This is a genomic window from Pseudomonas savastanoi, from assembly GCF_020917325.1.
Lineage (GTDB): Bacteria > Pseudomonadota > Gammaproteobacteria > Pseudomonadales > Pseudomonadaceae > Aquipseudomonas > Aquipseudomonas amygdali.
On the sequence record NZ_CP076652.1, the window covers coordinates 175384 to 199676 of the forward strand.

Annotated in this window: 22 protein-coding genes and 1 pseudogene; 11 read left to right on the forward strand and 12 right to left on the reverse strand. The window is 56.6% G+C overall.

Features of this window, described 5'->3' with window-relative positions; translation table 11 throughout:
* Window positions 1-31 precede the first annotated feature (31 nt).
* Both KP808_RS00830 and glnK read right to left on the reverse strand, forming a co-directional pair.
* A complete protein-coding gene (locus KP808_RS00830; RefSeq protein WP_003435008.1) occupies window positions 32-1369 on the reverse strand; it encodes an ammonium transporter in 1338 nt (445 codons plus the stop codon).
* 33 nt (window positions 1370-1402) lie between these two features.
* Window positions 1403-1741, reverse strand: coding sequence for a P-II family nitrogen regulator (glnK, locus tag KP808_RS00835; RefSeq protein WP_002555808.1), 339 nt, complete (start codon window positions 1739-1741; stop codon window positions 1403-1405).
* 418 nt (window positions 1742-2159) lie between these two features.
* Here glnK and KP808_RS00840 point away from each other — a divergent pair, with 418 nt between their 5' ends.
* Window positions 2160-2435, forward strand: a complete 276-nt coding sequence (locus KP808_RS00840) for an accessory factor UbiK family protein (RefSeq protein WP_058402149.1) — start codon at window positions 2160-2162, stop codon at window positions 2433-2435.
* A gap of 171 nt (window positions 2436-2606) precedes the next feature.
* On the opposite strand, the gene KP808_RS00845 is transcribed toward KP808_RS00840, so the two are convergent.
* Window positions 2607-3521, reverse strand: a complete 915-nt coding sequence (locus tag KP808_RS00845) for a LysR family transcriptional regulator (protein ID WP_230017270.1) — start codon at window positions 3519-3521, stop codon at window positions 2607-2609.
* Between the two features lie 475 nt (window positions 3522-3996).
* On the opposite strand from KP808_RS00845, the gene KP808_RS00850 reads away from it, so the two are divergent.
* The 9 genes from KP808_RS00850 (at window position 3997) to KP808_RS00890 (ending at window position 12506) form a co-directional block, all read left to right on the forward strand.
* Window positions 3997-5517: an amino acid ABC transporter permease/ATP-binding protein gene (locus KP808_RS00850; protein WP_230017271.1), complete on the forward strand. Its 1521-nt coding sequence runs from the start codon at window positions 3997-3999 to the stop codon at window positions 5515-5517.
* Between the two features lie 24 nt (window positions 5518-5541).
* Window positions 5542-6414 carry a phytanoyl-CoA dioxygenase family protein gene (locus tag KP808_RS00855; protein WP_003434995.1) on the forward strand — a complete coding sequence of 291 codons (873 nt, stop codon included), beginning with the start codon at window positions 5542-5544 and terminating at the stop codon, window positions 6412-6414.
* Between the two features lie 26 nt (window positions 6415-6440).
* The gene (locus tag KP808_RS00860) at window positions 6441-7274 is read left to right on the forward strand and encodes a transporter substrate-binding domain-containing protein (RefSeq protein WP_005743189.1); all 834 of its coding nucleotides are present in this window, start codon (window positions 6441-6443) and stop codon (window positions 7272-7274) included.
* 58 nt (window positions 7275-7332) lie between these two features.
* Entirely contained in the window at window positions 7333-8064 is a 732-nt protein-coding gene (locus KP808_RS00865; RefSeq protein ID WP_230017272.1) for a class II aldolase and adducin N-terminal domain-containing protein, read from the forward strand.
* Between the two features lie 126 nt (window positions 8065-8190).
* Window positions 8191-9486, forward strand: coding sequence for a flavin-containing monooxygenase (locus KP808_RS00870; RefSeq protein ID WP_230017273.1), 1296 nt, complete (start codon window positions 8191-8193; stop codon window positions 9484-9486).
* A gap of 31 nt (window positions 9487-9517) precedes the next feature.
* A complete protein-coding gene (locus KP808_RS00875; protein ID WP_003408344.1) occupies window positions 9518-9934 on the forward strand; it encodes a RidA family protein in 417 nt (138 codons plus the stop codon).
* 12 nt (window positions 9935-9946) lie between these two features.
* Entirely contained in the window at window positions 9947-10624 is a 678-nt protein-coding gene (locus KP808_RS00880) for a DUF1028 domain-containing protein (protein ID WP_230017274.1), read from the forward strand.
* Window positions 10621-11775, forward strand: a complete 1155-nt coding sequence (gene argE, locus KP808_RS00885) for an acetylornithine deacetylase (protein WP_230017275.1) — start codon at window positions 10621-10623, stop codon at window positions 11773-11775. Before KP808_RS00880 ends, argE begins: the two co-directional genes overlap by 4 nt.
* Before the next feature lie 113 nt (window positions 11776-11888).
* Window positions 11889-12506 (forward strand): hypothetical protein, encoded by a 618-nt coding sequence (locus KP808_RS00890; protein WP_230017276.1) that lies wholly within the window; start codon window positions 11889-11891, stop codon window positions 12504-12506.
* Between the two features lie 66 nt (window positions 12507-12572).
* On the opposite strand, the gene KP808_RS00895 is transcribed toward KP808_RS00890, so the two are convergent.
* The 6 genes and pseudogenes from KP808_RS00895 to KP808_RS00920 form a co-directional block, all read right to left on the reverse strand.
* A complete protein-coding gene (locus KP808_RS00895) occupies window positions 12573-13256 on the reverse strand; it encodes a permease (protein ID WP_230017277.1) in 684 nt (227 codons plus the stop codon).
* Window positions 13253-13709: pseudogene (locus KP808_RS00900) on the reverse strand (hypothetical protein); the annotation flags it as partial. The pseudogene KP808_RS00900 and the gene KP808_RS00895, both read right to left, overlap by 4 nt.
* Window position 13710: 1 nt before the next feature.
* A complete protein-coding gene (locus KP808_RS00905) occupies window positions 13711-14403 on the reverse strand; it encodes a permease (RefSeq protein WP_230017279.1) in 693 nt (230 codons plus the stop codon).
* Complete coding sequence (locus KP808_RS00910; RefSeq protein ID WP_230017280.1) at window positions 14400-17798, reverse strand: toxin VasX; 3399 nt, start codon at window positions 17796-17798, stop codon at window positions 14400-14402. The genes KP808_RS00905 and KP808_RS00910 overlap by 4 nt, the downstream gene beginning before the upstream one ends.
* Before the next feature lie 370 nt (window positions 17799-18168).
* Window positions 18169-19140: a hypothetical protein gene (locus KP808_RS00915; RefSeq protein WP_230017281.1), complete on the reverse strand. Its 972-nt coding sequence runs from the start codon at window positions 19138-19140 to the stop codon at window positions 18169-18171.
* 143 nt (window positions 19141-19283) lie between these two features.
* Complete coding sequence (locus tag KP808_RS00920) at window positions 19284-19826, reverse strand: GNAT family N-acetyltransferase (RefSeq protein ID WP_230017282.1); 543 nt, start codon at window positions 19824-19826, stop codon at window positions 19284-19286.
* Between the two features lie 177 nt (window positions 19827-20003).
* On the opposite strand from KP808_RS00920, the gene KP808_RS00925 reads away from it, so the two are divergent.
* Window positions 20004-21497, forward strand: coding sequence for a YifB family Mg chelatase-like AAA ATPase (locus KP808_RS00925; protein WP_230017283.1), 1494 nt, complete (start codon window positions 20004-20006; stop codon window positions 21495-21497).
* A gap of 60 nt (window positions 21498-21557) precedes the next feature.
* Here the strand turns inward: KP808_RS00925 and KP808_RS00930 are convergent, their stop codons facing one another.
* From KP808_RS00930 to KP808_RS00940, 3 genes are read right to left on the reverse strand one after another with little or no spacing between them, the layout of a single operon-like run.
* Window positions 21558-22406, reverse strand: a complete 849-nt coding sequence (locus KP808_RS00930; RefSeq protein WP_058402714.1) for an aminotransferase class IV — start codon at window positions 22404-22406, stop codon at window positions 21558-21560.
* 48 nt (window positions 22407-22454) lie between these two features.
* Entirely contained in the window at window positions 22455-23342 is an 888-nt protein-coding gene (locus KP808_RS00935) for a 2OG-Fe(II) oxygenase family protein (RefSeq protein ID WP_058409290.1), read from the reverse strand.
* 12 nt (window positions 23343-23354) lie between these two features.
* Window positions 23355-24290 carry a hypothetical protein gene (locus KP808_RS00940; protein WP_230017284.1) on the reverse strand — a complete coding sequence of 312 codons (936 nt, stop codon included), beginning with the start codon at window positions 24288-24290 and terminating at the stop codon, window positions 23355-23357.
* Between the last annotated feature and the right edge of the window lie 3 nt (window positions 24291-24293).

Here is a 24293-nt window from a genome sequence, read left to right on the forward strand (position 1 = left end):
ACCGGGCATTCTTTTTTGCATCTGCGGCTGCTTACAAGTTGTAGCCACGCTCGTTGTGTTGCGCAAGGTCCAGACCGACAGACTCTTCCTCGTCGGTGACGCGCAGACCCATCACTGCATCCAGTACTTTAAGGATGATGAAGGTCACGATCGCGGTGTAGACAACGGTGAACGCGACGCCCTTGAACTGAATCCATACCTGAGCACCGATGTCAGTCACAGTGCCGAAACCGCCCAGTGCAGGTGCTGCGAACACACCGGTCAGGATTGCGCCGACGATACCGCCGATACCGTGAACGCCGAACGCATCCAGGGAGTCATCGTAGCCAAGCTTGCGCTTGAGGCTGGTGGCGCAGAAGAAGCAGATCACGCCTGCTGCCAGACCGATGATCAAAGCGCCCATCGGGCCAACTGTACCGGCGGCAGGGGTAATGGCAACCAGACCGGCAACCACGCCCGAAGCGATACCCAGAGCACTTGGCTTACCGTGAGTCAGCCACTCGGCGAACATCCAGCCCAGTGCGGCGGCCGCGGTAGCGATTTGAGTAACCAGCATGGCCATACCGGCAGTGCCGTTGGCTGCAGCCGCGGAGCCGGCGTTGAAGCCGAACCAGCCGACCCAGAGCATTGCTGCGCCGATCAGGGTATAACCCAGGTTGTGTGGTGCCATCGGCGTGGTCGGGAAGCCTTTGCGCTTGCCCAGTACCAGGCAGGCCACCAGACCGGCTATACCGGCGTTGATGTGTACGACGGTGCCGCCAGCGAAGTCCAGAACGCCCCAGTCCCACAGCAAACCACCGACGCCGCCCCAGACCATGTGGGCGATTGGCGCGTAGACCAGAGTGAACCAGATACCCATGAACACCAGCATTGCGGAGAACTTCATGCGTTCTGCGAAAGCGCCGACAATCAGGGCAGGGGTGATGATCGCGAAGGTCATCTGGAAGGTGACGAACACCGCCTCGGGGAACAACGCAGCAGGACCGGTAATGCTTGCCGGCGTGATGCCTGCCAGGAACGCTTTACCCATACCGCCAAAGAAGGAATTGAAGTTGACGACGCCCGCTTCCATACCGGTTGTATCGAACGCAATGCTGTAGCCGTAAACGACCCACAGGATGCTGATCAGACCGGTGATGGCGAAACACTGCATCATCACGGACAGAATATTCTTCGAGCGAACCATACCGCCGTAGAACAGCGCGAGACCGGGGATGGTCATGAACAGGACCAGAGCGGTCGAGGTCAGCATCCATGCAGTGTCGCCAGAGTTCAGCACCGGCTCGGCCACTGGGTCAGCCGCCAGGGCAAGACCAGGTAATGCGAGGGACAACAGGGCACCGAGCCCTGCGAATTGACGCAGAGTCATATTGTTTTCTCCTGGGGCGTTGGGTTTGGCGGCTTAAATAGCGTCTGTATCGGTCTCGCCGGTACGGATGCGAATGGCCTGTTCCAGATTGACCACGAAAATCTTGCCGTCACCGATCTTGCCGGTGTTGGCGGCCTTGGTTATGGCTTCGATGACACGATCCAGATCCTTGTCATCGATGGCGACATCGATCTTCACTTTTGGAAGGAAGTCGACGACGTATTCAGCACCGCGATAAAGCTCAGTGTGACCCTTCTGACGCCCGAAGCCTTTGACTTCAGTGACGGTGATGCCCTGCACGCCGATTTCAGACAACGACTCGCGAACGTCATCCAGTTTGAACGGCTTGATGATGGCAGTGACTAGCTTCATGAAAACTTTCTCCCGAATTTGGTGGACTTGCCCCAGGAAAACAAACCCGACTCAAGTCTAAGCGCAGTGCCTGGCTTTGTAACGTGTCGGCCGCCTGATCAGGCCAGACCAACTCCAGAAAACCGCTTCTGACGAAACACTTCCCCGCTCCGCCTGCCGCACTGCATTCGTCACAGCGACTGCATCAGTGCATGGGTCATAAGCCACTAAGCAGAAAGCTTGCCATCTCGTGAATATTCATTGAATACAGGCCCTTGGGCAGGTTTTACAGGGCCAAACGGGTTTCGCGACGAAGGTAATGCACACTAATGGTGCTCATGTGCACGCCACAGCGCTCCATAAGCGTGCGAGTCGCCCCGTCAAATTGACTATAGACACTGCGTGTTACACTGCTGACCTCTGATTCAGGAAAATCATCATGCTCGCGCCCAAAGCCTTTCTTGACGCCCTCAGTGGCCACGCTTCCCGTCTTTTCAACGGCGAAACGCCAGTCCCCCGCAGCGAATTCGAAACCCAGTTCAAGGCCCTGCTGCAAAGCGGCTTCAGCAAACTGGACCTGGTCAGCCGTGAAGAATTCGACAGCCAGATGGCCGTCCTCGCCCGCACCCGCGCCCGCCTTGAAGCGCTGGAGGCCAAGATGGCCGAGTTGGAAGAAAAGGCCGCCGGGGCGACAGGGACTGAAAAAGCCGAATAAGCTTTCCTTGTTTTGCAGTCAGTGCGCTGCAGCGCTGAACATTGTCATGCACAGCGAGCCAGGCACCTCACCTGCTCGCGAATCTGAACGGCCTTTTCCATTTCTGTCTTGCCCAGGTGGTGAGTCAGTTGCAGGTTCAGCCAGCATTCGTTGCACGCTTCGCAAGCGCCTTCAGGCTGCAGGCGGTGCCAGCTCGATGGTCCGGCAGTAATCCATGAACAGGCGTGTCGCACGGGTTGGCTGGTTGTTGCGCAGGTAGGCCATGACCAGCGTGGAGGCGGGCATGTCGTCTTCGATATCGAGCTGCACCAGCAGCTCACCGTCGTAGGTCATGTTGGTTCTGGGGCGTGTGACCAGGACCGAAAACCCCAGACCCTGGCCGACCATGCAGCGCACCATTTCAATCGATGGGGAGCTGTAAGCGACTACGGGTGTGTAGCCCTTTTCCGTGAAGATATCGATGAAGTAGGTCCTGCTGGGCACGGCGTCGAGCAGGATCATCGGTTCGTGGCTCAGCTCCAGCAAGGTCACGGTTTTTTTCTTCGCCAGAGGGTGGGCTGCTGGCAGCAGCGCATAGGGCTTGTGCGGTGCATTCAATTCCTCCTTGTTGATCGTGGTTCCCAGTTCCAGGTCGTACAGAAACGCCAGATCGAAGCGCCCACGGTGCAGCCCGTGCATCAGTTCATGTTGCTCGCCGTCATACAGCTGAATGGTGACGTCCGGGTATAAACGCTTGAAACCGGCCACCAGCCTGGGCATGTAAAGCGGCGCGGCCGATTCAAAACAGCCAATGGCGATAGTGCCGGAGACGTGTTTGTTTTCGGCCCGGGAGTTTTGTTCAAGCTCTTCGGAAAGTCGCAGCAACTCTTTGGCTTTCTCATACACTTTCCCGCCACCGGAAGTTAGCGAAACACCTTGAGCGTGGTGACGCACAAACAGCGGCTGATTGAAGGCTTCTTCGAGGTTCTTGATGGCGACGGAGATGGAAGGCTGTGAAATATGCAACTGCCGTGAGGCTTCGGCGATGCTGTCCATTTCGACGGCTGTCACGAAATACTTAAGCTGTTTCAAGGTGAAGTGAGCCACGTAATACCTCGTGATGAGCAGACGCTGGAAGGCTGCATTTGAATAGCTTTTACCTATGCTTAGCGAGGAGCGTGCCAGCCGCCCGCGCCTTGGCAGATTCACCGGGCGCGCCGCTGGCCATGGTCACTCAGTAATACCCGCAAATAATAGACGCTTACCAGAAAAGCCCGAAAACCCGGGCTGCGCACCTATTGCGAGCGCTTATCGCTGCCGCTTTATTCAATCGCCCTAAAAGTGTGCAATCAATGCGCTGTGACACTAAAGCACAACTAACCCGTTTCAACGCGACGCAACCCTGAAGATGAATACCGGCGTATCTGCTTAGGATTTTCCTATGCTGCGGGCCAAAACTTACTATTTGTCTGCCGGACCTGGCATCAATCATGATGGTTTCAGAAGGGCAAACGGACAGCGTCCCGTTTCAACTTCAACAGGACGTCGCCCATCACTATTCAATTTGCCGAGCGAGCCGACAATGACGTTTGATTGGAAATACATGTTTGGCCTGTTCAGCGATACGGAATTCTGGATGGCCACCTGGACGGTCATTCAACTCAGTGTACTGACCTGGGTTATCAGTATTGTTCTGGGTTTTGTTCTGGCGCTGGCCAAACAATCATCGTTGCCGCTGATCAACTTGCCGGCCAAAGCCTATATCTGGTTATTTCGCAGTTTGCCGTTACTGGTACTGCTGATCTTTGTCTACAACTTGCCGCAGGCAGTGCCCGCCACTTCTGCGGTACTGGCCAACCCGTTCTGGGCCGGCCTGATTGCCATGGTGATGTGCGAAACGGCCTACGTCGCGGAGATTCATCGCGGCGGCCTGCTGTCCATCGCCAAGGGCCAGACCGAAGCTGCCCGGGCACTGGGCCTGCGTTTCGTCGGTACGCAATGGCGGATCGTGATCCCGCAGGCGCTGCGTGTGGCGCTGCCGTCGCTGACCAACGAATACATCTCCATCGTCAAACTCAGTTCACTGGTTTCAGTGATCTCGCTGACCGAGATCCTGATGGTCGGTCAGCGCCTGTATTCGCAGAACTTTCTGGTGATGGAAACCATGGCGGCCGTGGCGTTCTATTACGTGCTGATCGTGACCGTATTCGACTTCCTGCTCAAACGCCTGGAACGCTACCTGGACGTCACGCAGCACAAGGCCACCCGCACACCGGACACCGAAATGCTTGAGCTGGCCAAGCGCAAATCGCCAGTTGTCGCTCGTCCTGTCATCGACTTCGACGGACCGGCACTGCAAGCGACACGACTGCACAAGGCGTACAACGACATCGAAGTGCTTGGTGCGGTCAGCCTGCAGATCAACTCCGGCGAGGTGGTGTCGGTGATCGGCCCATCAGGCTCGGGCAAAACCACGCTGATCCGGCTGCTCAATGGCCTTGAGCAGATCGACAACGGCGACATCAAGATCAACGGCCAGCCATTCATTCACCTGGTTCGCCAGGGCGCGCAAAAGCCGCGTTACGTGGAGAACGCCGCCTACCGCCTGAACATCGGCATGGTGTTTCAGAGCTTCAACCTGTTTCCGCACCTGACGGTGTTGAACAACCTGCTGCTGGCCCCGCGTTATCACCGCCTGGCGCCGGTACCCGAGCTCAAGCAGCAGGCCTACGAATTGCTGAACAAGGTCGGGATGCTGGAGCACGCCTGGAAATACCCGCATCAGTTATCAGGTGGCCAGCAGCAACGTGTCGCCATCGCTCGCGCCCTGATGATGCGCCCGCAAATCATGCTGTTCGACGAGCCCACCTCGGCGCTGGACCCGGAGAAGGTCAACGAGGTGTTGCAGGTCATTGAAACCCTGGCCCAGGAAGGCATCACGATGGTCATCGTGACCCATGAAATGAACTTCGCCTTCAAGGTCTCTGACCGCATCGTCTTTATGGAGAAGGGACGCGTGATCTGCGATGACAAACCCCAGGCGCTACGCGACGGCCAGCACCCCCGCGTTGAAGCCTTTCTTAAAGATGTCTCACTGGCCTGAGGCCTTGTTGAAGAGGAGAAGAACATGATCGAGCAATGGCAGATTGACCAGTTTCACGAGCAGGGTTTTCTGGTAGTGGAGGGCGTGCTGGCAGCCGATGAAGTGGCAGCGCTTCAGCAGGACTTCGACCAGTGGGTCGACGACAGCCGCAGTCAGAGTCAGGCCTGGGGGCAGACTCAGGACGGGCGTCCGCGCTTCGACATCGAAAGCGATCATCGGCCGGATCACCCGTCGCTGCGCCGCGTGGCTTCGCCCACGGAGATCTCGCCGGCTTACCAGCACGCGGCATTCCAGTCACGGATGGCAGCCATCGCGGCGCAGCTGATCGGCGGCAATGGCACCCGTTTTCATCACAGCAAGATCAACTCCAAGCTGCCGCACACCGCGACTCAGGTGAAGTGGCATCAGGACTTCCTCTTCACACCGCACAGCAACGATGATCTGGTTACCGCGTTGCTGATGATCAGCGATGTGACCCCCGAAAACGGCCCGCTGAACGTGGCGCCGGGCAGCCATAAGCAGGCGCTTTGGTCGCATTGGCAGAACGAGCGTTTCACCGGTGCCGTGGAAGATGCGGTGGTTGAACAGCATTGCCAGCAACCGGTCGCCTGCTATGGCCCGTCGGGCTCGGTGTGCTTCATGCACACACGCCTGCTGCATGCTTCAAGCCCCAATGAAACCGAGTTCCCGCGCACGCTGTTCATCAGCGTCTATGCGGCTGAAGACGCATTGCCGTTCGGTGAGAATCCTTTGCCCAGCGAGCATGCCGGGTTGATGGTCGCAGGCCAGGAGAGCGGTCTGGTACGTAGCACCGAGAACCATATCCGCCTGCCGCAGAAACCCAAGGGTGCTTCATTTTTCGTGCAGCAAGCCGGAAAAGACGCCGCCGTTGCCTGATCTCATGACCCCACGAGGAATACCTAATGAAGCTGTCAGCTCTGATTGTTCGTCCCGTAGCCCTGGCTTTGCTGGGTGCGGTGGTTGCCATGTCCTCGTCTGCCGCTTCGGCTTTCCAGCAGCCCGGCAAGATCATCGCCGGCTCGGACATGACGTTCTTCCCCTATGAATACATGGACAAGAACCGTCCCGCCGGTTTCGACATCGAGTTTCTCGACGGCCTGGCAAAGGTCATGGGGCTCAAGGCCGAGAACATCGACACGCGCTTTCCCAATCTGATCGGCGGGCTGCAGGGCGGACGTTTCGACATCACCAACTCGTCGATGTACATCACCGCCGACCGCCTGAAAGTCATCGACATGATTCCTTACCTGAAAAGCGGTGAGGCGATTCTGTCGGTCAAGGGCAGCGCCTATCAGCCCAAGACGCCAGAGGACTTCTGTGGCCACAAGATCGGCTCCATGGCGGCCACTTCCTGGCTGCAACAACTGCAGAAACTCTCGACCGACTACTGCGTGAAGAACGGTCTGCAACCGATCGCCATCAGCGAGTACGGCACCGACCCACAGACCACCCAGGCCATGCTGGCCCATGCCGTAGAAGCGCAGATCACTGACGCAGCCGTCGCACGCGGCGTGGTCGAAAAGCTGGGTAACCGGGTGGTGATTTCTTCTGAAACGCTGATCTACCCGGTGCTCAACGGCTTTGGCGTGAAGAAGGGCAACGATGTGGTCCGCAAGGCCCTGGAAGACGGTCTTGAGAAGTACAGCAAGACCCCGGAATACGCCGCGCTGCTGGAGAAATACAAGTTTCAGGCACCGACAGCCGATGACATCGCCGCCCTGATGCCCAAGCCCTGACAACCAAAGGACGTGCCTGGCAGGTTCGGCAGGCACGCTCGACCGGAGAGCAATTAGCATGGCCCTTAATTTCGAAGAGCAGACGCGCATAGACCTGGCCGCGACGTTCCGCATCATCGCCCATCTGGGTATGCATGAAGCGGTCGCCAACCACTTCAGCGCGGCCATTTCGGCGGATGGCAAACAGTTTTTGCTCAACCCGAAGTGGAAACATTTTTCACGCATACGTGCCAGCGATCTGTTGCTGCTCGACGCCGATGATGCCGACGCGGCGCATCGCCCCGATGTCGATGCGACGGCCTGGTCGATTCACGGCCAGGTCCACCAGCGTCTTCCCGATGCGCGTGTGGTGCTGCACTTGCACCCGGTCTACACCACGGCCGTTGCGTGCCTGGTCAAGCCGCATATTCCGCCCATCGATCAGAATACTGCGCGCTACTTCAACCGCATCGCGGTGGACGAGCTTTACGGCGGCATGGCCGACACGACCGCCGAGGGCGCTCGACTGGCCGGTTTGCTGGAGGACAAGAGCCGCTTGTTGATGGGCAACCACGGTGTGATCGTCACCGCGCCGACCGTTGGCGAAGCCTTCGATGACATCTGGACCCTGGAGCGCGCTTGCCAGATTCTGGTGACGGCCTGGTCCACCGGCCAGCCGCTCAAGGTGCTGGCGGACGATGTCGCCGAGAAGACCGCCCGTGACTGGCAGAAGATTACGGATTTCTCTCGTCAGCACTTTGAGGAAATGAAACTGCTGATGATTCAGGCTGACCCCTCTTTGGTCGACTGATCGCCCCTGCTACTGACTGGATGCGCGTCTGCGGATGGCGTAGGGCTTTTTGCGCCCGCGCATCGACGTTTCAACACTTTTCATTACGTCCAACAGGTCGTAAGCCACCTGTCGAGGGATGCCGAGATGACAGAAAAAATCATAGAGATCGATACGCTCGTCGTAGGTGCAGGGCAGGCCGGAGTGGCCACCAGCGAACACCTGAGCCGTCTTGGCATCGAGCACCTGGTGCTTGAAAAACACCGCGTTGCCGAGGCGTGGCGCAGTGGCCGCTGGGACTCGCTGGTAGCCAATGGTCCGGCCTGGCATGACCGGTTTCCCGGCCTTGAATTCGCCATGGATCAGGACGGGTTCGCGGGCAAGGAGCAAGTGGCCGAGTACTTCGAGCGCTATGCCCGCAAATTCAATGCGCCGATCAAGACCGGCGTCGAGGTCAAGCGCGTTACCCGCAATACCGGGCGTGCAGGCTTTACCGTCGAAACCAGTGCCGGCACCTATGTGGTCAATCATCTGGTCTCGGCGACAGGGCCGTTCCAGAAACCGGTCATCCCGCCGATTGCGCCGGTTAACCAGGCGCTTCATCAGATCCACTCGGCGCACTATTTCAATCCGCAACAACTGCCCGAGGGCGGCGTACTGGTGGTCGGCGCTGGTTCCTCGGGTGTGCAAATCGCCGAGGAGCTGCTGCTCTCGGGTCGCAAAGTGTACTTGTCGGTCGGCCCTCACGACCGTCCGCCGCGCGCCTATCGCGGCCGGGACTTCTGCTGGTGGATGGGTGTGCTGGGGTTGTGGGACAGCGAAACCATGCAGCCCGGCAAGGAGCACGTGACCATCGCGGTCAGTGGTGCAAGGGGCGGCTATACGGTCGACTTCCGCCGGCTGGCTCAGGCCGGAATGAACCTCGTGGGCCTGACCGAAAGCTTCGTCGGCAACAAGGTGCACTTCCAGAATGATCTGGTGAGCAACCTCGACAGTGGCGACGCGAACTACCTGTCGCTGCTCGATGCCGCTGATGCCTACGCCGCACGCAACGGCCTGGACCTGCCGCTGGAGCCGTCGGCCCGTGAACGCGTGGCGGATGCGCCGTGCATCACCCATCCGCTCAGCGAGCTGGACCTGATCGAGTCAGGCGTCACGTCGATCATCTGGGCCACCGGCTATGCCCTGGATTACAGCTGGCTGCAGGTCGATGCTTTCGACAGCAAAGGCAAACCTCGTCACCAGCGTGGCGTGTCCTGCGAGCAAGGCCTGTACTTCGTCGGCCTGCCATGGCTGTCACGCCGCGGCTCCGCGTTTATCTGGGGCGTATGGCACGACGCCAAACACGTCGCCGATCAGATCGCCACGCAGCACAAATACCGTTCCTATGACGCCGGCAAACGTGCGGCCCCCGTCGTGCCGTTGCGCAACGTCAACGGTTGATCATCGCGCTCAATGCCCACAGGAGTTACCCATGACTACGCCGACTCATACTCGTATCCGCATGTTCAACACCAAGGACACCTACCCCAATCAAAGCCTGAACAACGACCTGTGTCAGGCGGTGCGCGCGGGCAATACCGTGTACGTCAGGGGCCAGGTCGGCACCGATTTCGATGGCAATCTGGTCGGCCTCGGTGACCCGGCGGCACAGGCGCAGCAGGCGATGAAAAACGTCAAACAATTGCTCGAAGAGGCGGGCAGTGACCTGTCGCACATCGTCAAGACCACCACTTACATCACCGACCCGCGCTACCGCGAGCCGGTCTATCACGAAGTGGGCAAGTGGCTGAAAGGCGTGTTCCCGATCTCCACCGGGCTGGTGGTGTCGGCGCTGGGGCAGCCGCAATGGCTGATGGAAATAGACGTGATCGCCGTGATCCCTGAATAAGGACTGTTGCCCATGACTTTTTCCATTGCCGCCCGCTGTGCCAAAACCGGCCAGCTGGGCATTGCCATCAGCTCGTCGAGTATTGCCGTAGGCGCGCGTTGCCCCTGGCTGCGTGCGGGTGTCGGCGCGGTGTCGTCGCAGAACATCACACTGCCGGCCCTGGGACCGCAAACGCTGGACCTGATGGAGCAGGGCATGTCTGCCTCTCAAGCGCTGGACCAGGTCATGAGCGCCAGCCCGCTCAGCGAGTATCGGCAGATCACGGCGATTGATCATCAGGGGCGAGTCGCGCATTTCAGTGGCAGTGAAACACTGGGCATCAACAACGCGGGCAGCGGCGATCAGTGCGTGGTGGCTGGCAACATGCTGGCGAGCCAGGCAGTCATCGACGCGATGATTCAGTCCTTCGAGCAGGCAACCGGGCACCTGGCAGAGCGTTTGTTACAGGCGATGCAGGCCGGTCTGGCAGCAGGCGGCGAAGCAGGGCCGGTCCATTCGGCGGCGCTGAAAGTCGTGGGCGAGCAGTCCTGGCCCATCGTCGATCTGCGCGTCGACTGGGCCGAGCACGACCCGCTAGGCGAGCTGAAAAGTCTTTGGCAGGCCTATCAGCCGCAAATGCAGGATTACCTCGACCGCGCCCTGAACCCGGCTGGCGCACCAGGCTACGGCGTGCCGGGAGATGAGCGATGAGCTCCAGCCGCGAGCTGTTGGCGCGGCTGGTGGCCTTCGACACCACCAGTCGCGAATCGAATCTGGCCTTGATCGACTTCGTTGGCGATTACCTCGAGCGCTTCGGCGTCTCCTGCGAGTTGATCTACAACGCGCAGAAAACCAAGGCCAATCTGTTCGCCACCATCGGCCCGGCTGACGTGCCAGGCATCGTATTGTCCGGCCACACTGACGTGGTGCCGGTCGACGGCCAGCCATGGACGTTCCCGCCGTTCGAACTGAGCGAAGCGGATGGCAAACTCTACGGCCGTGGCACTGCGGACATGAAAGGCTACATTGCCTGCGTGCTGGCGCTGGTTCCGGCGCTGACCCAGGCATCGCTGCACATGCCGGTGCATATCGCGCTGTCCTACGACGAGGAAGTGGGTTGCCTGGGCGTACGCTCGTTACTGGCATCGCTGCGGGCGCGGCCGGTGAAGCCGATGCTGTGTGTGATTGGCGAGCCGACGGAGTTGCAGCCGGTGCTCGGCCACAAGGGCAAGGTCGCGGTGCGCTGCGATGTACAGGGTGCTGCCTGCCACTCGGCCCACGCGCCCAGTGGCGTCAACGCCATTGAATATGCGGCGCATCTGATCAGCGAGCTGGGTCGTCTGGGCGAGGCGTTACGGGCAGCTGACGCCCTTGACCAGCGCTTCGATCCGCCATTTTCGACCATTCAGACCGGCGTGATCAGCGGCGGCACGGCGTTGAACATTGTGCCCGAACAGTGCCGTTTCGATTTCGAAGTGCGTGCGCTCCCCACCTTGGACCCGCAGCAGATCGTCACTGCCATGCACGTATACGCCGAGCAAAAACTATTGCCTGCCATGCAGGCCGTCAGTGCCCGGAGCGAGATTCGCTTCACTGAATTGTCGAGCTATCCGGGACTGGATATTCCCCAGCACAGCCATGCGGCGGAATTGATTGCCGGTTTTTGCGGCTCCCGGGCGTTCGGCACGGTTGCCTTCGGAACCGAAGGCGGGTTGTTCGACCACTCAGGCATCCCGGCAGTGGTCTGCGGGCCGGGCAGCATGGAGCAGGGGCACAAGCCGGACGAGTTCATCAGCGTCGCGCAACTTGACGCCTGTGACGAGATGCTCAAGCGTGTACTGGCGTTCGCGTCGCGGCCATGAATCGCCGCGGATTTCAGTGATACAGTTGCGCGCCGAAATACGCTAACGTCTCGGCGCGCCAGTCATGGACTGGCCACTCCTCCCGGCTATTCGAACGTTCTATGGATGGAAGCATGACTGACAAACGTCCCCTTACTCGCTGGCCCCTGGCCGCAACTCTATTGCTGTGTGTTGGCACGTCGGTTTTTGCTCAGGACTCGGCACTGCATTCCGGCAAATACGAGCAGTTGATGCTGGCCGTGACGCCTGATCATCAAGTCGAGGGTTATTACTCGGAGACGCGCGGCGAGGCATTCAGCTGTGCGTTCTATCTTCAAGGCAAGGTCGAGGCCGGGAAGGGCGCAGCGGTGTCGTCCTGGCTTGATGACGTCTACCCAGGAACTCTGAAGGCCTCGGCTGATGGCGTGGTTCTGACGATAGAGCAAGGCCGGCAGCACCCTGGCTGCATGAACGTGTTGGTACCGGACATCGCCACCGGCATGGATCTGACCCGGACCGCCGGCAAGCAGTGGGTAGGTCTGGTGACCGTCACCGTGGACAAGGCCTGGCTGCAGAAAACGCCGAATGCCAAGGCCTCCCGAGGCGCTTATATCGTCAAGGATGACGTAGTCGGGGTTATGGCATTCAAGGATGGCGCGGCCCAGGTCGAGTTCATCAATGCGGATGATCGTTCGTTCACAGGATGGATCAGTCAGGGCCAATATGCGCGTTTGGCCGCGCCCGGACGTTGATTACAGACATCACCAGACACGTTGGCGAACTTGGCCCACTCCCGGTTAAGAGGGTTGCAAAGGCGGCTACCACCTCCAGGCTTTTTCGGTGAATTCCGCAGTTGGGGGTAGTACGGTGTGTAGGAAGTTCAGGTACTTGTTGAACAATACCTCGTTCTGAAAACGGGCCTCGAAGCCGAGCGTGATGTCGGAGCGGTGCGTGATGATCATGAGGCGTTTGCGGTCAATCGTGACAAAGTTGTACTCGACCCAGGGCAGGCTTTGTTCATTGTGAATGGGGTTTTCCCAGTTTAGTAGCTTGACGGCTGCGACACAGGCGATGGCTGCCGGACCGATCAGGAAGAGCAGTGAGCCGGTGAGCGCGGCTATGAAAATGAATATCAGGATGACGGCTATTGCAATGCCCTTGAAGAAGGACGAGGCGAAGTCAGGGTAGTGGAGGTAGTACTCCAGGTGGGCACAGTTGTTTTTTATGGTGTAGTTGTAGATGGTTTTTTGGCGGATGAGCAGGCCTATGAAGTAAGCCAGAACCCCACCAAGGGCAAGTATCAAGCCCACCAGTAAAGGCGGGTTTTTTAAAAATACTTTCCAGCCCCCCCAAATAAAAAGTGAGCTCCCGATCAGATGAATTGCGGCAAATATGGACTGCGCTATCATGATTTCTTTAGGTGATTTAGCCAGCGTTTTTATTTTCCAGTTTAGAACATCTCGGCCTTTTAGCAGACATGGGGAGGGCGTCTGTTGAATCATAAAGGAGTACTCTCTGCGACTTCCAGAGTCAGGGTGCCAATTCTGCTTGATGCCTTTACTTCAAGCTCCACAGCAGCCAAACCATCAATAGCGGTATCGCCCCTTGTGCCAAGCTCCATCTGAAACAGATAGCCTCTATCGTCTTCACCAGGATTGATCAGATTGTTCGGATACCAGATTTGCAGCTCAAGATACGTTGCGTCCTTGTCGAGCGGCACCCAGGTTTCCCAGATGAGGTCTTCGTTTTCAGGTGGCATGAGAGGATAGGTGAAATCTTCACTCGCCTTGCCAGCTGGCTTGTTGTTAAGCGTTCCGAACTGTTCGGCCTTCCTGAATTGTCCCCTTTCCAGAAAGTCTTCATGTACTGGACGATCGATTTTATCTACCGGCAGCCCACCACGATCGTTTGTTGCTGATGACGTTGAAATGCACAGATTGCCCGCGCAGAGTGGCATCAACCCTGATGCCAGTTAGTGGCTTTTTCGATGTATTGAGCGTTCGCTGGAAGTGCCTTGCGCAGGAACGCGAGATACTTGTCCATAAGCACCTTGCTGGGAAAACGCGCGGCGAACCCGGTGGTTATATCGTCGCAATGGATAATGACCATCAGACGTTTGTGATCAACCGTGACAAATTCGTGCAAATGCCACGGGGCGGTTTGTCGATGGTGGATGGGGTTTTCCCAGTTCAGCAGTTTGATGGCTGCGACAAAAGCCATTGCCACCGGACCGACCAGGAACAGCAATGACCCAGTGATTAGGGCGACGAGGACGAATGCCAGTATGACGAAAATAGCGATGCCTTTGAAAAACGATGAGGCGAAGTCGGGGTAGTGGAGGTAATACTCGACTGTGGCGCCATCGGTTTTCAGGCTGTAGTTGTAGATGGTTTTTTGGCGGATGAGCAGGCCTACGAAATAGGCAAGAATGCCGGCGAATGCTAATAAAGTTCCCACTAATGAGTAGAGGCTATCTGAAAACATTATCCAGCCTCCCCACATATAAAGTGTGCATCCTGTTATGTAGATTGCGATAAATATGGACTGCGTTATCATCATTTCCCTAGGCGATCTCGCAAGTGTTTTGATCTTCCAGTTTAGAGCATCTCTACCCTGTGGCAAGGTTGGGTTGTTTTCTTGTTGAGTCATAATGGCGTACCCTCTGCGACTTCTAGAGCCAGCGTACCGACCCTGTTTGATGCCTTCACTTCAAGTTCCACAGCAGCCAATCCATCAATAGCGGTATCACCTCTTAGGCCAAGCTTTATCTGAAACAGATAGCTTCTATCTTCTTCGCCAGGGCTTAAACGACTGGCCGGATACCAGATTTGCAGCTCAAGATATGTCGCGTCCTTGTTCAGTGGCACCCAGGTTTCCCAGATGAGGTCTTCATTTTCTGGTGGCATAAGAGGATAGGTGAAGTCTTCACTCGCTTTGCCAGCTTGCTTGTTGGTAAGCGTCCCGAACTGTTCGGCCTTCCTGAATTGCCCGCGGTCCAGAAAAGCTTGATGCAGTGGGTCGTTCATTTTTTCTACAGGTAGCACTCCCCATGGTCGCTTGCTGCTGACTATGTTGAAGTGCACGGACTGCCCGCGTACCAGATTTGGCAAACGTACTTGTACTCCAGCACCATTTTGTACGGCTACGCTGTAGTAATCGCCTTTGCCAAGGTAACGGTCTTCGTAATGCACGGTGCTTTTTGCATGAACCTGCGGAGATAATTGAATTTCCATCAGCGCGCGTACTTCTTCCTGCTCACCTTCGGCAGTCTCAGCGTAACGATAGGCTAGGGTTCTCGACCAACAGCACTTGCGTAGCCACCAGCCAACACTGTCTTGCTTGAAATAATTCAGGGCCATCGTAGTTAAAAGATAAATAGAGCCTATTATGAGCAGCGCCACACTGAACCATGAACTCATCGCAACAATCGCGAAGGTGCTGGCAGGGGATAACCCTGCCATCAATTGAATAGTTGAGCCCACTCCCATTGCGAACACAGAAATGCCTTTTACAATGATCACGTTCTTTTCTTCTGGTGTTTTTGCTGTGTAAAAGTCATCTGCAACATCAAATATTTCAAGCGTAACTGCCGCTATCCCAAATCCACCCATCGCCACCATCGAAACCCTGAACCCAAATATCGCATCCCCCCAAACTGCATTACCCCGTGCTTTCCAATAAGCCGCCGATTGATCAAGAATGCCCACTGTGTACGTACCAATAACCACAGGCTTCGCCGTACTGATAACCGCCCACGGCGCTTCAACAAACACCGCCATCAACAGGTTGAAGCTATACCCCAGCCCATAGGTAACCTTGCCAATATCTTTGGCACTGAAGTCTCCATCCCGAGTAAGGTCCCGGTAAGTGAGCGCGGTATTGATGAAGTTGAGCATTATCACGCCCCAAGTGATTGCCCCGGCAATTCCTCCCAGCCCATCGATCCAGCGCTTGGCGGTGGTCAGCCAGTCTTTCGCCATGGTTTTGCCGGACTGGAAGTGCAGGCGAATCTCGTCCTGCAACTGCTTTGCGTATTGGTTGTTCTGATAGTCGAGCAGGGCGGGGATGCTCAATTCATGCAGACGAAGTTTTTCCTCAAGGACGCGGAGGTGGCTGGCGTTGCTTTTGCGGGTGTTGTAAGCGGTTGGATAAAGCCAGCTGCGACGGGTATCGCTGATCTGTTTGTTGAGGACCTGCCACTCGCGTATCCACTGTTTGAGCTTGGTGAATACCTGTTGATCGACTGCAATACGCGCCTTCGAACCAAGCAACATCTGACCGATCAACAGCGTGCGAAGCAACGCGACGATGTTCTGCTGTTTGCCAAGGGCCATGCGGCTGTCGATGGGCACCCAGGCCAGCAGGATGCTCTCAAGCGTCGTTTTACCTGCGCCGCCGGCCAGTTCGCCGAGGGCTTTGAAGGTGCCCTGAACGGGTTGCTTCAGCGCCTTCATCCACGGCTTGTCGGCAAAGCCCTGGTGATTGAGGGCGCCATTGAGTTCGCCAATACGTGTCGCCAGGTTGGTGACGTCGCCAAGGCCGTTCAGCAGCGCGTCGGCCTCCTGATGCAGTGCTTGTTTGAGGGCGGGTGAGAAGCCGTAGCGCAAGGTACCAAACAGCGTGCTGGCGTTTGCTTCCTGCTCGGCCAGCCAGGTGGTGGCTGCGCTGTCCTGGGCGTAAATGATCTGCAGGTTGAGCATGATCGTTTGCAGGTACAGCAGTTGTGTTGGGCGGGTGGTATCGATAAACAGCTTGAGCGGGTCTGTGCCGATATGTGTCGCCCAGAGCTGAAAATCACTTTGTGTGTCACGCACCTGTTGCAGCAGTGCGTCTCCGCTCGGCAGATGCTGTTGAAGATACTGACGCGCGCCGCTCAGATCGACCTCGCGTCGCCATTTGTGGCGATCTTTCCAGGCCTGCGCAGCCCGTTCGGAAGGGACGCTGCCGTAACGCGCTTCGATCGATTTGCGCATGTCCAGGCTCTTGAACATGTCCGGCAGCAGCAGAAAATCTCCGGGAACGTTGCTGCTGCTGATCTGTGCTTCTTCAAGAATGCATTGCTCGAAGTACGCTTCGACCTCGCTCAGGTACTGGTGCGTGAGTGCCGCATTGCCGCGCACCGACGCTGGCAGTTTTTGCGGGTCGCTTTCGGCACCACACAGTCCGGAGACAGTCTGGGCGATCTGGATTTTGTGTTCGTGCCTGGCTTGCCAGTCGCGAAAAGCCGCCTGATCAGCGGCGAGTTGCATGCCCAGATCGTTGAAAACGGCCAGCGGGTCATCAAGGGCGATGAGCAGGGAACTGTCCTGATCGTCGACGCTGCCTTGCCAGAAAACGTCAGCACCCAGCGGTGCCCATAACGGATTTGTTTCGGCGTCTTCCGACAGCGGGCGAGCAGTGGGGATCGCCGAGTCAGCGAAACGGCCGTCGTCAGTGACATAGCCCTTGTCGATGTCCGCCACCGCCTCGGCGATACGGTTCAATGGCAGGGTGTCCGGCTCGGCCATGGTGATGCAGTAACTGGCCAGGTCGACTACTTTCATCCACAGCGCACGGCTTGGGGCGCTGGAGCGCATGTGCTCGCAAATTCGCCACGTCCATTGCTGCGGGGCAAAGGCGATGTGCAGTGTGTTACGTCGCGGGTAGAGCAGGAAGGGCTTGCCATCACTGGCGCCGCTTCGCTGGTCACTGCCGATCTGCGCGTCCGTCCAGACAATGCGGCTCAGATGGCCGTTGTTTGCCGAGGCGACATATTCATGCAGCGTCCCGGCCGTTTCGTCGAACACATAGACGTAGCCGTCATACAGCTGGCGAAGGGTGTAGCTGCGTGTTTTCAGTGTCGGCATCAGCGCCCATTTGCCCTGTTTCGGCAACGGCTTCAGTTGCTCCGGCGCGGCGTCGTAGCGGGAGCGATCCAGTGCGTAGCGCACCGGCACGATGGCGACGTTCGGTCCTCTGAAAGGACAAAGGCTGGTGGCTGTCGCCGGAGTCTTGGGGAACAGTGCGGCACGTCGTTGCTGGTGCGTGCCGTGCTTATCGGTCATGTGGGAAACTCTCTGCGCAGAAACGGGCAATTTCGCCCGCTGTATGCAGAAGCACATTCCAAGATGCGTGCCGAGAAGATTTTTATCTAATAAAAACAGATAGATAAAAATTTTTCGCGAAGTAGTTGATCAATTTTCAACCAAGAAACCGCTAAAAAGCGCGCAAGCTTCTGCGCATACGTGCGAATTCGTTCATGTGTGCTGCAGCGCTTTGAATATAAAGCGCTGCCTGTTTCATCGGGGCTTTGGATGCGCAAAAGTCTGCGCATCACAGGTATTCAAAGAGCTGAGCATTGTGTCGACTGCCTTACCATTGGACATCGCTTGATGTGCACAAGAAGTATTCCCCATTCGCTTACAGAGCCTACTTTTACCGGGCATCGAACCTCTCGCATCCTTCAGGCGGCTTGGCGTTTTTTTTGTAATCAGGATCAATCGACAGTATGCCACCGTAGATGCTTTTGATCAGCCCACCGGAACAGTGAGCTTGAGCGGCAGCCTCAACCCCGACTTTTAATGTATTACCCAACGTCGTAGTTACCAAGACAAACGCCGGTATGAAAAGCAAGGGTGTCAACGCTCGGCGCCAGCCTACTTTAAGCCCCGTGGAATACTTGCGAATCAGGAAGTACAGTTCTGGAGCTTCTGCTTTGTCGCTGATGCGTAACCATTGAATCGTGGCGATATCGTCAGCCAGGAAGATATGATCATTAGCCTTATCGAAGGGTGCTGTCCTACTAGACGCCATGACTTGCAACTCAAGCAGTTCCTCACGAAAGACTTCAAGCCCGCCACTCTGGTCAAGCACCTCCTGATATGACTTATATCGGTACACAAGCGGAGCGGTCACTTTGAACAGTAGCAGGAATATAAACAGTGCCAGACCGCTGGCCCAGTATAAATAAACCGTGAACGGGATTTGCTGTTGTACACCAGCGGTTTTGGCGATGGAGACAATCATAGGAACAATGCTGAACGCAGTGATCAAAAATTGAGCCGGTTTGCTATTGGCGACCAGAGCGAGGATTTCCCAGGATTCAAATGCGGTCACCATTTTGGTTGAGCGCAACCGGGCGTAGATGATAAAGAACAACGCTATCCCGCCAATGCCAAACCACCAGGCAGGTATAGGTTTCTCAAAGGCGTGGGGGACGATGCTGGAAGCGGCAAATATAATAGCAATGGCGATAGTGGCGGCTAGAGTGCCATCGTAAAGCTTACTGCGCGGTGAGCTAGCAGCATGCGGAGATGCGTCAGGGGGGGCTTGATCAGCCATGGTCATTAGAGCTCCGTGGTTTTGAGTATGGTTAGCCATAAAAGGTTTTAGCCAAGGATTGACCATGAAGTATGGCCGCCTGCAATTGTGTGTGATGGAGATGTAAGGAGCTTCATTAAAGTCATTTTTTCTGTGCCAATCAGAGGGGATCGCTTGTCAGAGGCAATTCCCCACTCACACCCTGAGTACTTCTTGAGGGGCAGGCCTGACTAAGGTGAGCAGGGCACCGTTGAGGGCGGTGTCGTGATGAGCTGTTCAAGTTTGATCTCGACCAACCTGACATTGTCTCGTTCGATCGTCTTGGTTTTGATCGGCTCTTTTGCGAACCCTCGCTGATGGTAGAAATCGATGGCAGGGGCATTGCTCTCCAGCACCCAGACTACAAGTCTGGTGCGGCCAGCGGATTGAAAGACAGGCATCACATGGTCGAACAGCTCTCGCCCAATACCCTGGCGTGTGTGCATCGGGCTGATATAGATGGCCTGTATTTCTGCGACGCTGCGGTCTTCGGGATGTTCCCTGTCAGCCCCCGTGGCCACCCAGCCCAAGACCCGATCTAACCTGTCGACTTTAACGTATAGGCCAGATTCGCCCGAAGCGATCTCCTTGGTCCAGTGGGACAGCCTTGCCTCAAGCGTTATCCGATTGATATAGGCGGCGGGAATGATGCCCTCATAGGCACTTCTCCATGACTCCAGATGAATCGTCGCTATCTGCAACGAGTCCTTGGGAAGGGCAAGGCGGATGCTCATATCAATGCTCCTGCTAGTTGTGTTTCAGCATTTAAAGCAATGTTTATGGCATTTCTACGCAACCAAACATATATCCGTCTTTCTTGCCCTACTCACACCCTGTATCCATTCCCCACTCCCCCCCATCCCGCAAATAAAGCACGATACCCGCCCATCGCTCATATCAAGGAATGATCCATGTCGCTGGCTATCGTCCATAGTCGTGCCCAGGTCGGGGTGGAAGCCCCGGCGGTTACTGTTGAAGCGCATCTGGCCAACGGCCTGCCGGCCCTGACGCTGGTGGGGTTGCCGGAGGGGGCGGTCAAGGAGAGCAAGGACCGGGTGCGCAGTGCCATTCTCAATTCCGGGCTGGATTTTCCGGCGCGGCGGATCACGCTCAACCTCGCGCCTGCTGATTTGCCCAAGGATGGCGGGCGGTTCGATCTGGCGATTGCGCTGGGTTTGCTGGCTGCCAGCGGGCAGGTGCCGCTGGTTGCGTTGCAGGATGTTGAATGCCTGGGCGAGCTGGCGTTATCGGGGGCGATTCGGCCGATTCAGGGTGTGCTGCCTGCTGCGCTGGCGGCGCGTGCGGCGGAGCGGACGCTGATCATTCCGGCGGTGAACGCCGAGGAAGCGTGCCTGGCGTCGGGGCTGCGGGTGATTGCGGTGAGCCACTTGCTGGAGTTGGTCGCGCATTTCAACGGGCGCACGGTGATTGCCCCTTATCAGTCCAGCGGTTTGCTGCATCAGCCCAAGCCGTATCCGGACCTTAGCGAAGTGCAGGGCCAGACCGCCGCGAAGCGTGCCTTGGTGATTGCCGCTGCGGGGGCGCATAACCTGCTGTTCAGCGGGCCGCCCGGCACTGGCAAGACGCTGCTCGCCAGTCGCCTGCCGGGTTTGTTGCCGCCGCTGGACGAGCATGAAGCGCTGGAGGTGGCGGCGATTCAGTCGGTTGCCAGTCAGGTGCCGCTGACCAGTTGGCCGCAGCGGCCGTTTCGCCAGCCGCATCACTCGGCGTCCGGGCCTGCGTTGGTGGGCGGTGGCAGTCGTCCGCAACCTGGCGAGATCACGTTGGCGCATCACGGCGTTCTATTCCTTGATGAGTTGCCGGAGTTCGACCGCCGCGTGCTGGAGGTTTTGCGTGAGCCGTTAGAGTCCGGGCATATCGTGATTTCCCGGGCGCGGGATCGCGTGCGCTTTCCGGCGAGGTTCCAGTTGGTGGCGGCGATGAACCCGTGTCCCTGTGGCTATCTCGGTGAGCCGACCGGGCGCTGCCGCTGTTCCACTGAGCAGGTGCAGCGCTATCGCAACAAGTTGTCCGGCCCGCTGCTGGACCGCATCGACCTGCACCTGACCGTCGCCCGAGAAGCCACCGCCCTCAACCCTGACCCGACCACCAGTGAAAACACCGCCAGTGCCGCAGCCGTGGTCGCTGAGGCGAGACACCGTCAGCAACGTCGTCAGGGCTGTGCCAATGCGTTTCTCGATCTGCCGGGGCTGCGTGAGTACTGCGCGCTGTCCAGTGTCGATGAAAGCTGGCTGGAGACGGCGTGCGAGCGTCTGACCCTGTCGTTGCGCTCGGCGCATCGATTGCTGAAGGTGGCGCGGACTTTGGCGGATCTGGAGCAGGTGGACGCGATCAGCCGCAGTCATCTGGCCGAGGCGTTGCAATATCGGCCTTCGAATAATTGACTCGGCAGAATGTAAGTCCACCATGGATAAACAACAGGGGCGCACTCGCTTCTGCGTGGGTCAACTCGACGCGCTCATCACCATTTTTTTATACGCGGTAGCCAATAACTCGACCCATGAATTTTTCTTGTAGATGACGTCATCAATACAACTGACCTCTGTGATCTCCATAGCGGTACCGCACAGAAAGGCACCGTCAAACTGGTTCAGCTCCAAGCTTGAAATATCCCGCTGCACAACTTGCAAGTTCAGTAACTGAGACAGCTCGTCGATGACAACCTGGCGCGTTATTCCCGCCAATGCCATGTCAGTGGTCGGCGTGATGAGTAGGTTTTCTTTCACAAAAAAGACGTTCGAGCCGCTGGACTCACAGACCGTGTCCATCGTAGAAAGAAACAGCACGTCGTCGAAACACTCGCCCTTGTCACGAAAACTCAAAAAACTGAGCGCATAGGTAGATGAGGTTTTTGCTTGGTAGGGATGACAAGCAGCAGGGGCTCGACGCCAATTGGCTATCGTCAGCCGGTAAGGTGTGGTCGCGGATTTGGGGGCGAATGGAAGGACAAATATTACCACTTTGCTGCGACAGTTTCGGCCCATAAAACTGACGTCGACATCGTCATAGAACACGACGATTTTAATGTAAGCGTCTACAAGTTCATTTCGTCTCAGTAGTTCATGACAGGCTTCCGCCAGCATGGCGTTGCTGTAATTCACTTCGTGTTTGAATACCTGCGCTGACCGTTGCAGACGTTGCAAGTGCTCCTCGCATTTGAAAATGCTTGAGCCGTAACTGCGCATACCCTCGTAAACTGATGACGCATAAGAAAGTGAGTGAGTGACGGGTGAAAAAGATACTTTGTCTATCTCGAGGTACTGGCCGTCCAGCCACGCGATTGTCGTCGTCATGATCCGTTCTCGGGTTAATTATTGAGGTGTTATGACAGTGCAGAGGAATCAGCGGCTGACGACTTCACGTGCAGTCAATGCGTTGTAGAACTCGCCCTTGATCAAACCTTCGCCTTCGTAGCTATTAGGGCGACCCCCTTGAAGCTGGAGTTCCTTGATGATGGACTCGTAATCATCCACCGGGATAATCCTGAAATCCATGCTCACACGCGTTACATTCTCCGTGTTCTCTGCCGTCCCGTGCAGTACACGTGGATCAAACATCAGGCACTGGCCGTAGCGAAGGTTGGTCGGCATGGCATCCATCCTGAGGTCCGATATGAACTGCGGACGTTGCTTTGCATAATCGAAGAAATCGATTCGACTGTCCTTATATTCGTCGTAGCTATAACTCTGCTCATGGGCGAACGTTTTTAGAGCGCGCAGACTGGCACGCTTCGAGCAAACGCTGAGTGCTGCGGTATTTTTAACGTCGCAGAACGGTAACCATATATTGATTTGCTGGAAATAGTCGCCCAGTAAGGTATCCGAGTGGTGAGTAAACAACTCGCCGTCCGGTAGTCTGTAACGGTCATCCAGTGTCGTGGGAATGTGGTAGCGCACCAGCGGGTTATGTTCGAACACAAAGTCGAAACCCAGACGCTGACTGAGCCCATTCACAAAGGTGTAGTATTCATTGATCATTGGCTCACCCAGCGTTTGTAACGGGTCATACCAGTGGCCAGACTCTTTTCGGTGGCGTTGGATTTCTTCGTGTTCGAGGCATTCGTGAATCTTGTCCAGCGGGAAGTTAGCCCTGAGCTTATAGCGGCCGACGAGCGTTTTTTGAAGTGTGCCAGCCAAATCGAAGGTCGATGTCGAGTAGTCCATAATCGAGATACCATTCTCTATTATGTGCTGGCTATCAAGTTGCCGATTGAGATCAAAGAAAGACACGAAAATTCCTTATTAACCGTATGCTCTGACTGAAAATGCATGCATTTGTTTTTGCCGATTCGTTCTGACAGGAATCAGCCAGTTGTCCAGGTCGACTACCCGGTTGGCACCCATTCGTTTTTTCATATCGATGGCGCCGCGGCCAAGACAGCTTGTCTTGAATCCAAGCTCATCAGCCACTTTATAAAGTTGATAGTAATCGCTGACGTACAAGTTGAGCCCGGGGGGTACCTGGCTGCGGTCTTGACCTTGCACCAGCTGAGAGAAAACGCCCTGTTGCTGATCAGCGTAGCTTAGGGAACCGTAGACAGCGACATTATTCAATTTTTCATAATTCATTTTTATATAGTATTTTGGACCTTCAGTTGAGCGTGCCAGTGCCTGCAGTGTTTCAAGAGCGTACAGGTTCCTCACGTGCTGGTATTTGTCCACGTTTAACGACTGCAGTGTTGAAAACGCTTCCAATACTTGATTGTTTTCAACCAGTTCGTCCAAGCGATAGAGTCGCGTATGGCACAGTTCTTCAGTCCTGCGGGTAAGGCGTACCATCTCCTTGTATGCTTTTCTGCCCATGGCAGTCAGCAAACAAGCGTCAAGTTCTCCTTCAACATGCAGATAGGCAACCTGCATGAAGGGAACCACTATTATGTCTGTTTCATATTGCTGGCGCAGCGAGTGATCGGTTTTCTTCAGGGAGGGAACCAACAGCCAGTCGGCTGTATGTGCCTGACGTATCAATTGCTCCAGGAACGGTGGGTCCGGCTGCGCAGTAACAGGCATATAAAAGAAGCCGGGTGCGACATAGGCCTGCTCTTCATGCAGGATACCGTCTTGCTCCGCGAGCCCTTTGAGCATTGACTCCCAGTGGGCAATACCGCTCAAGGGCAGCTGTGGGTTAGAGACGCCATAACTGATGCAAAACGCCTCCCGCTGCGCAGGCAACTCCATACT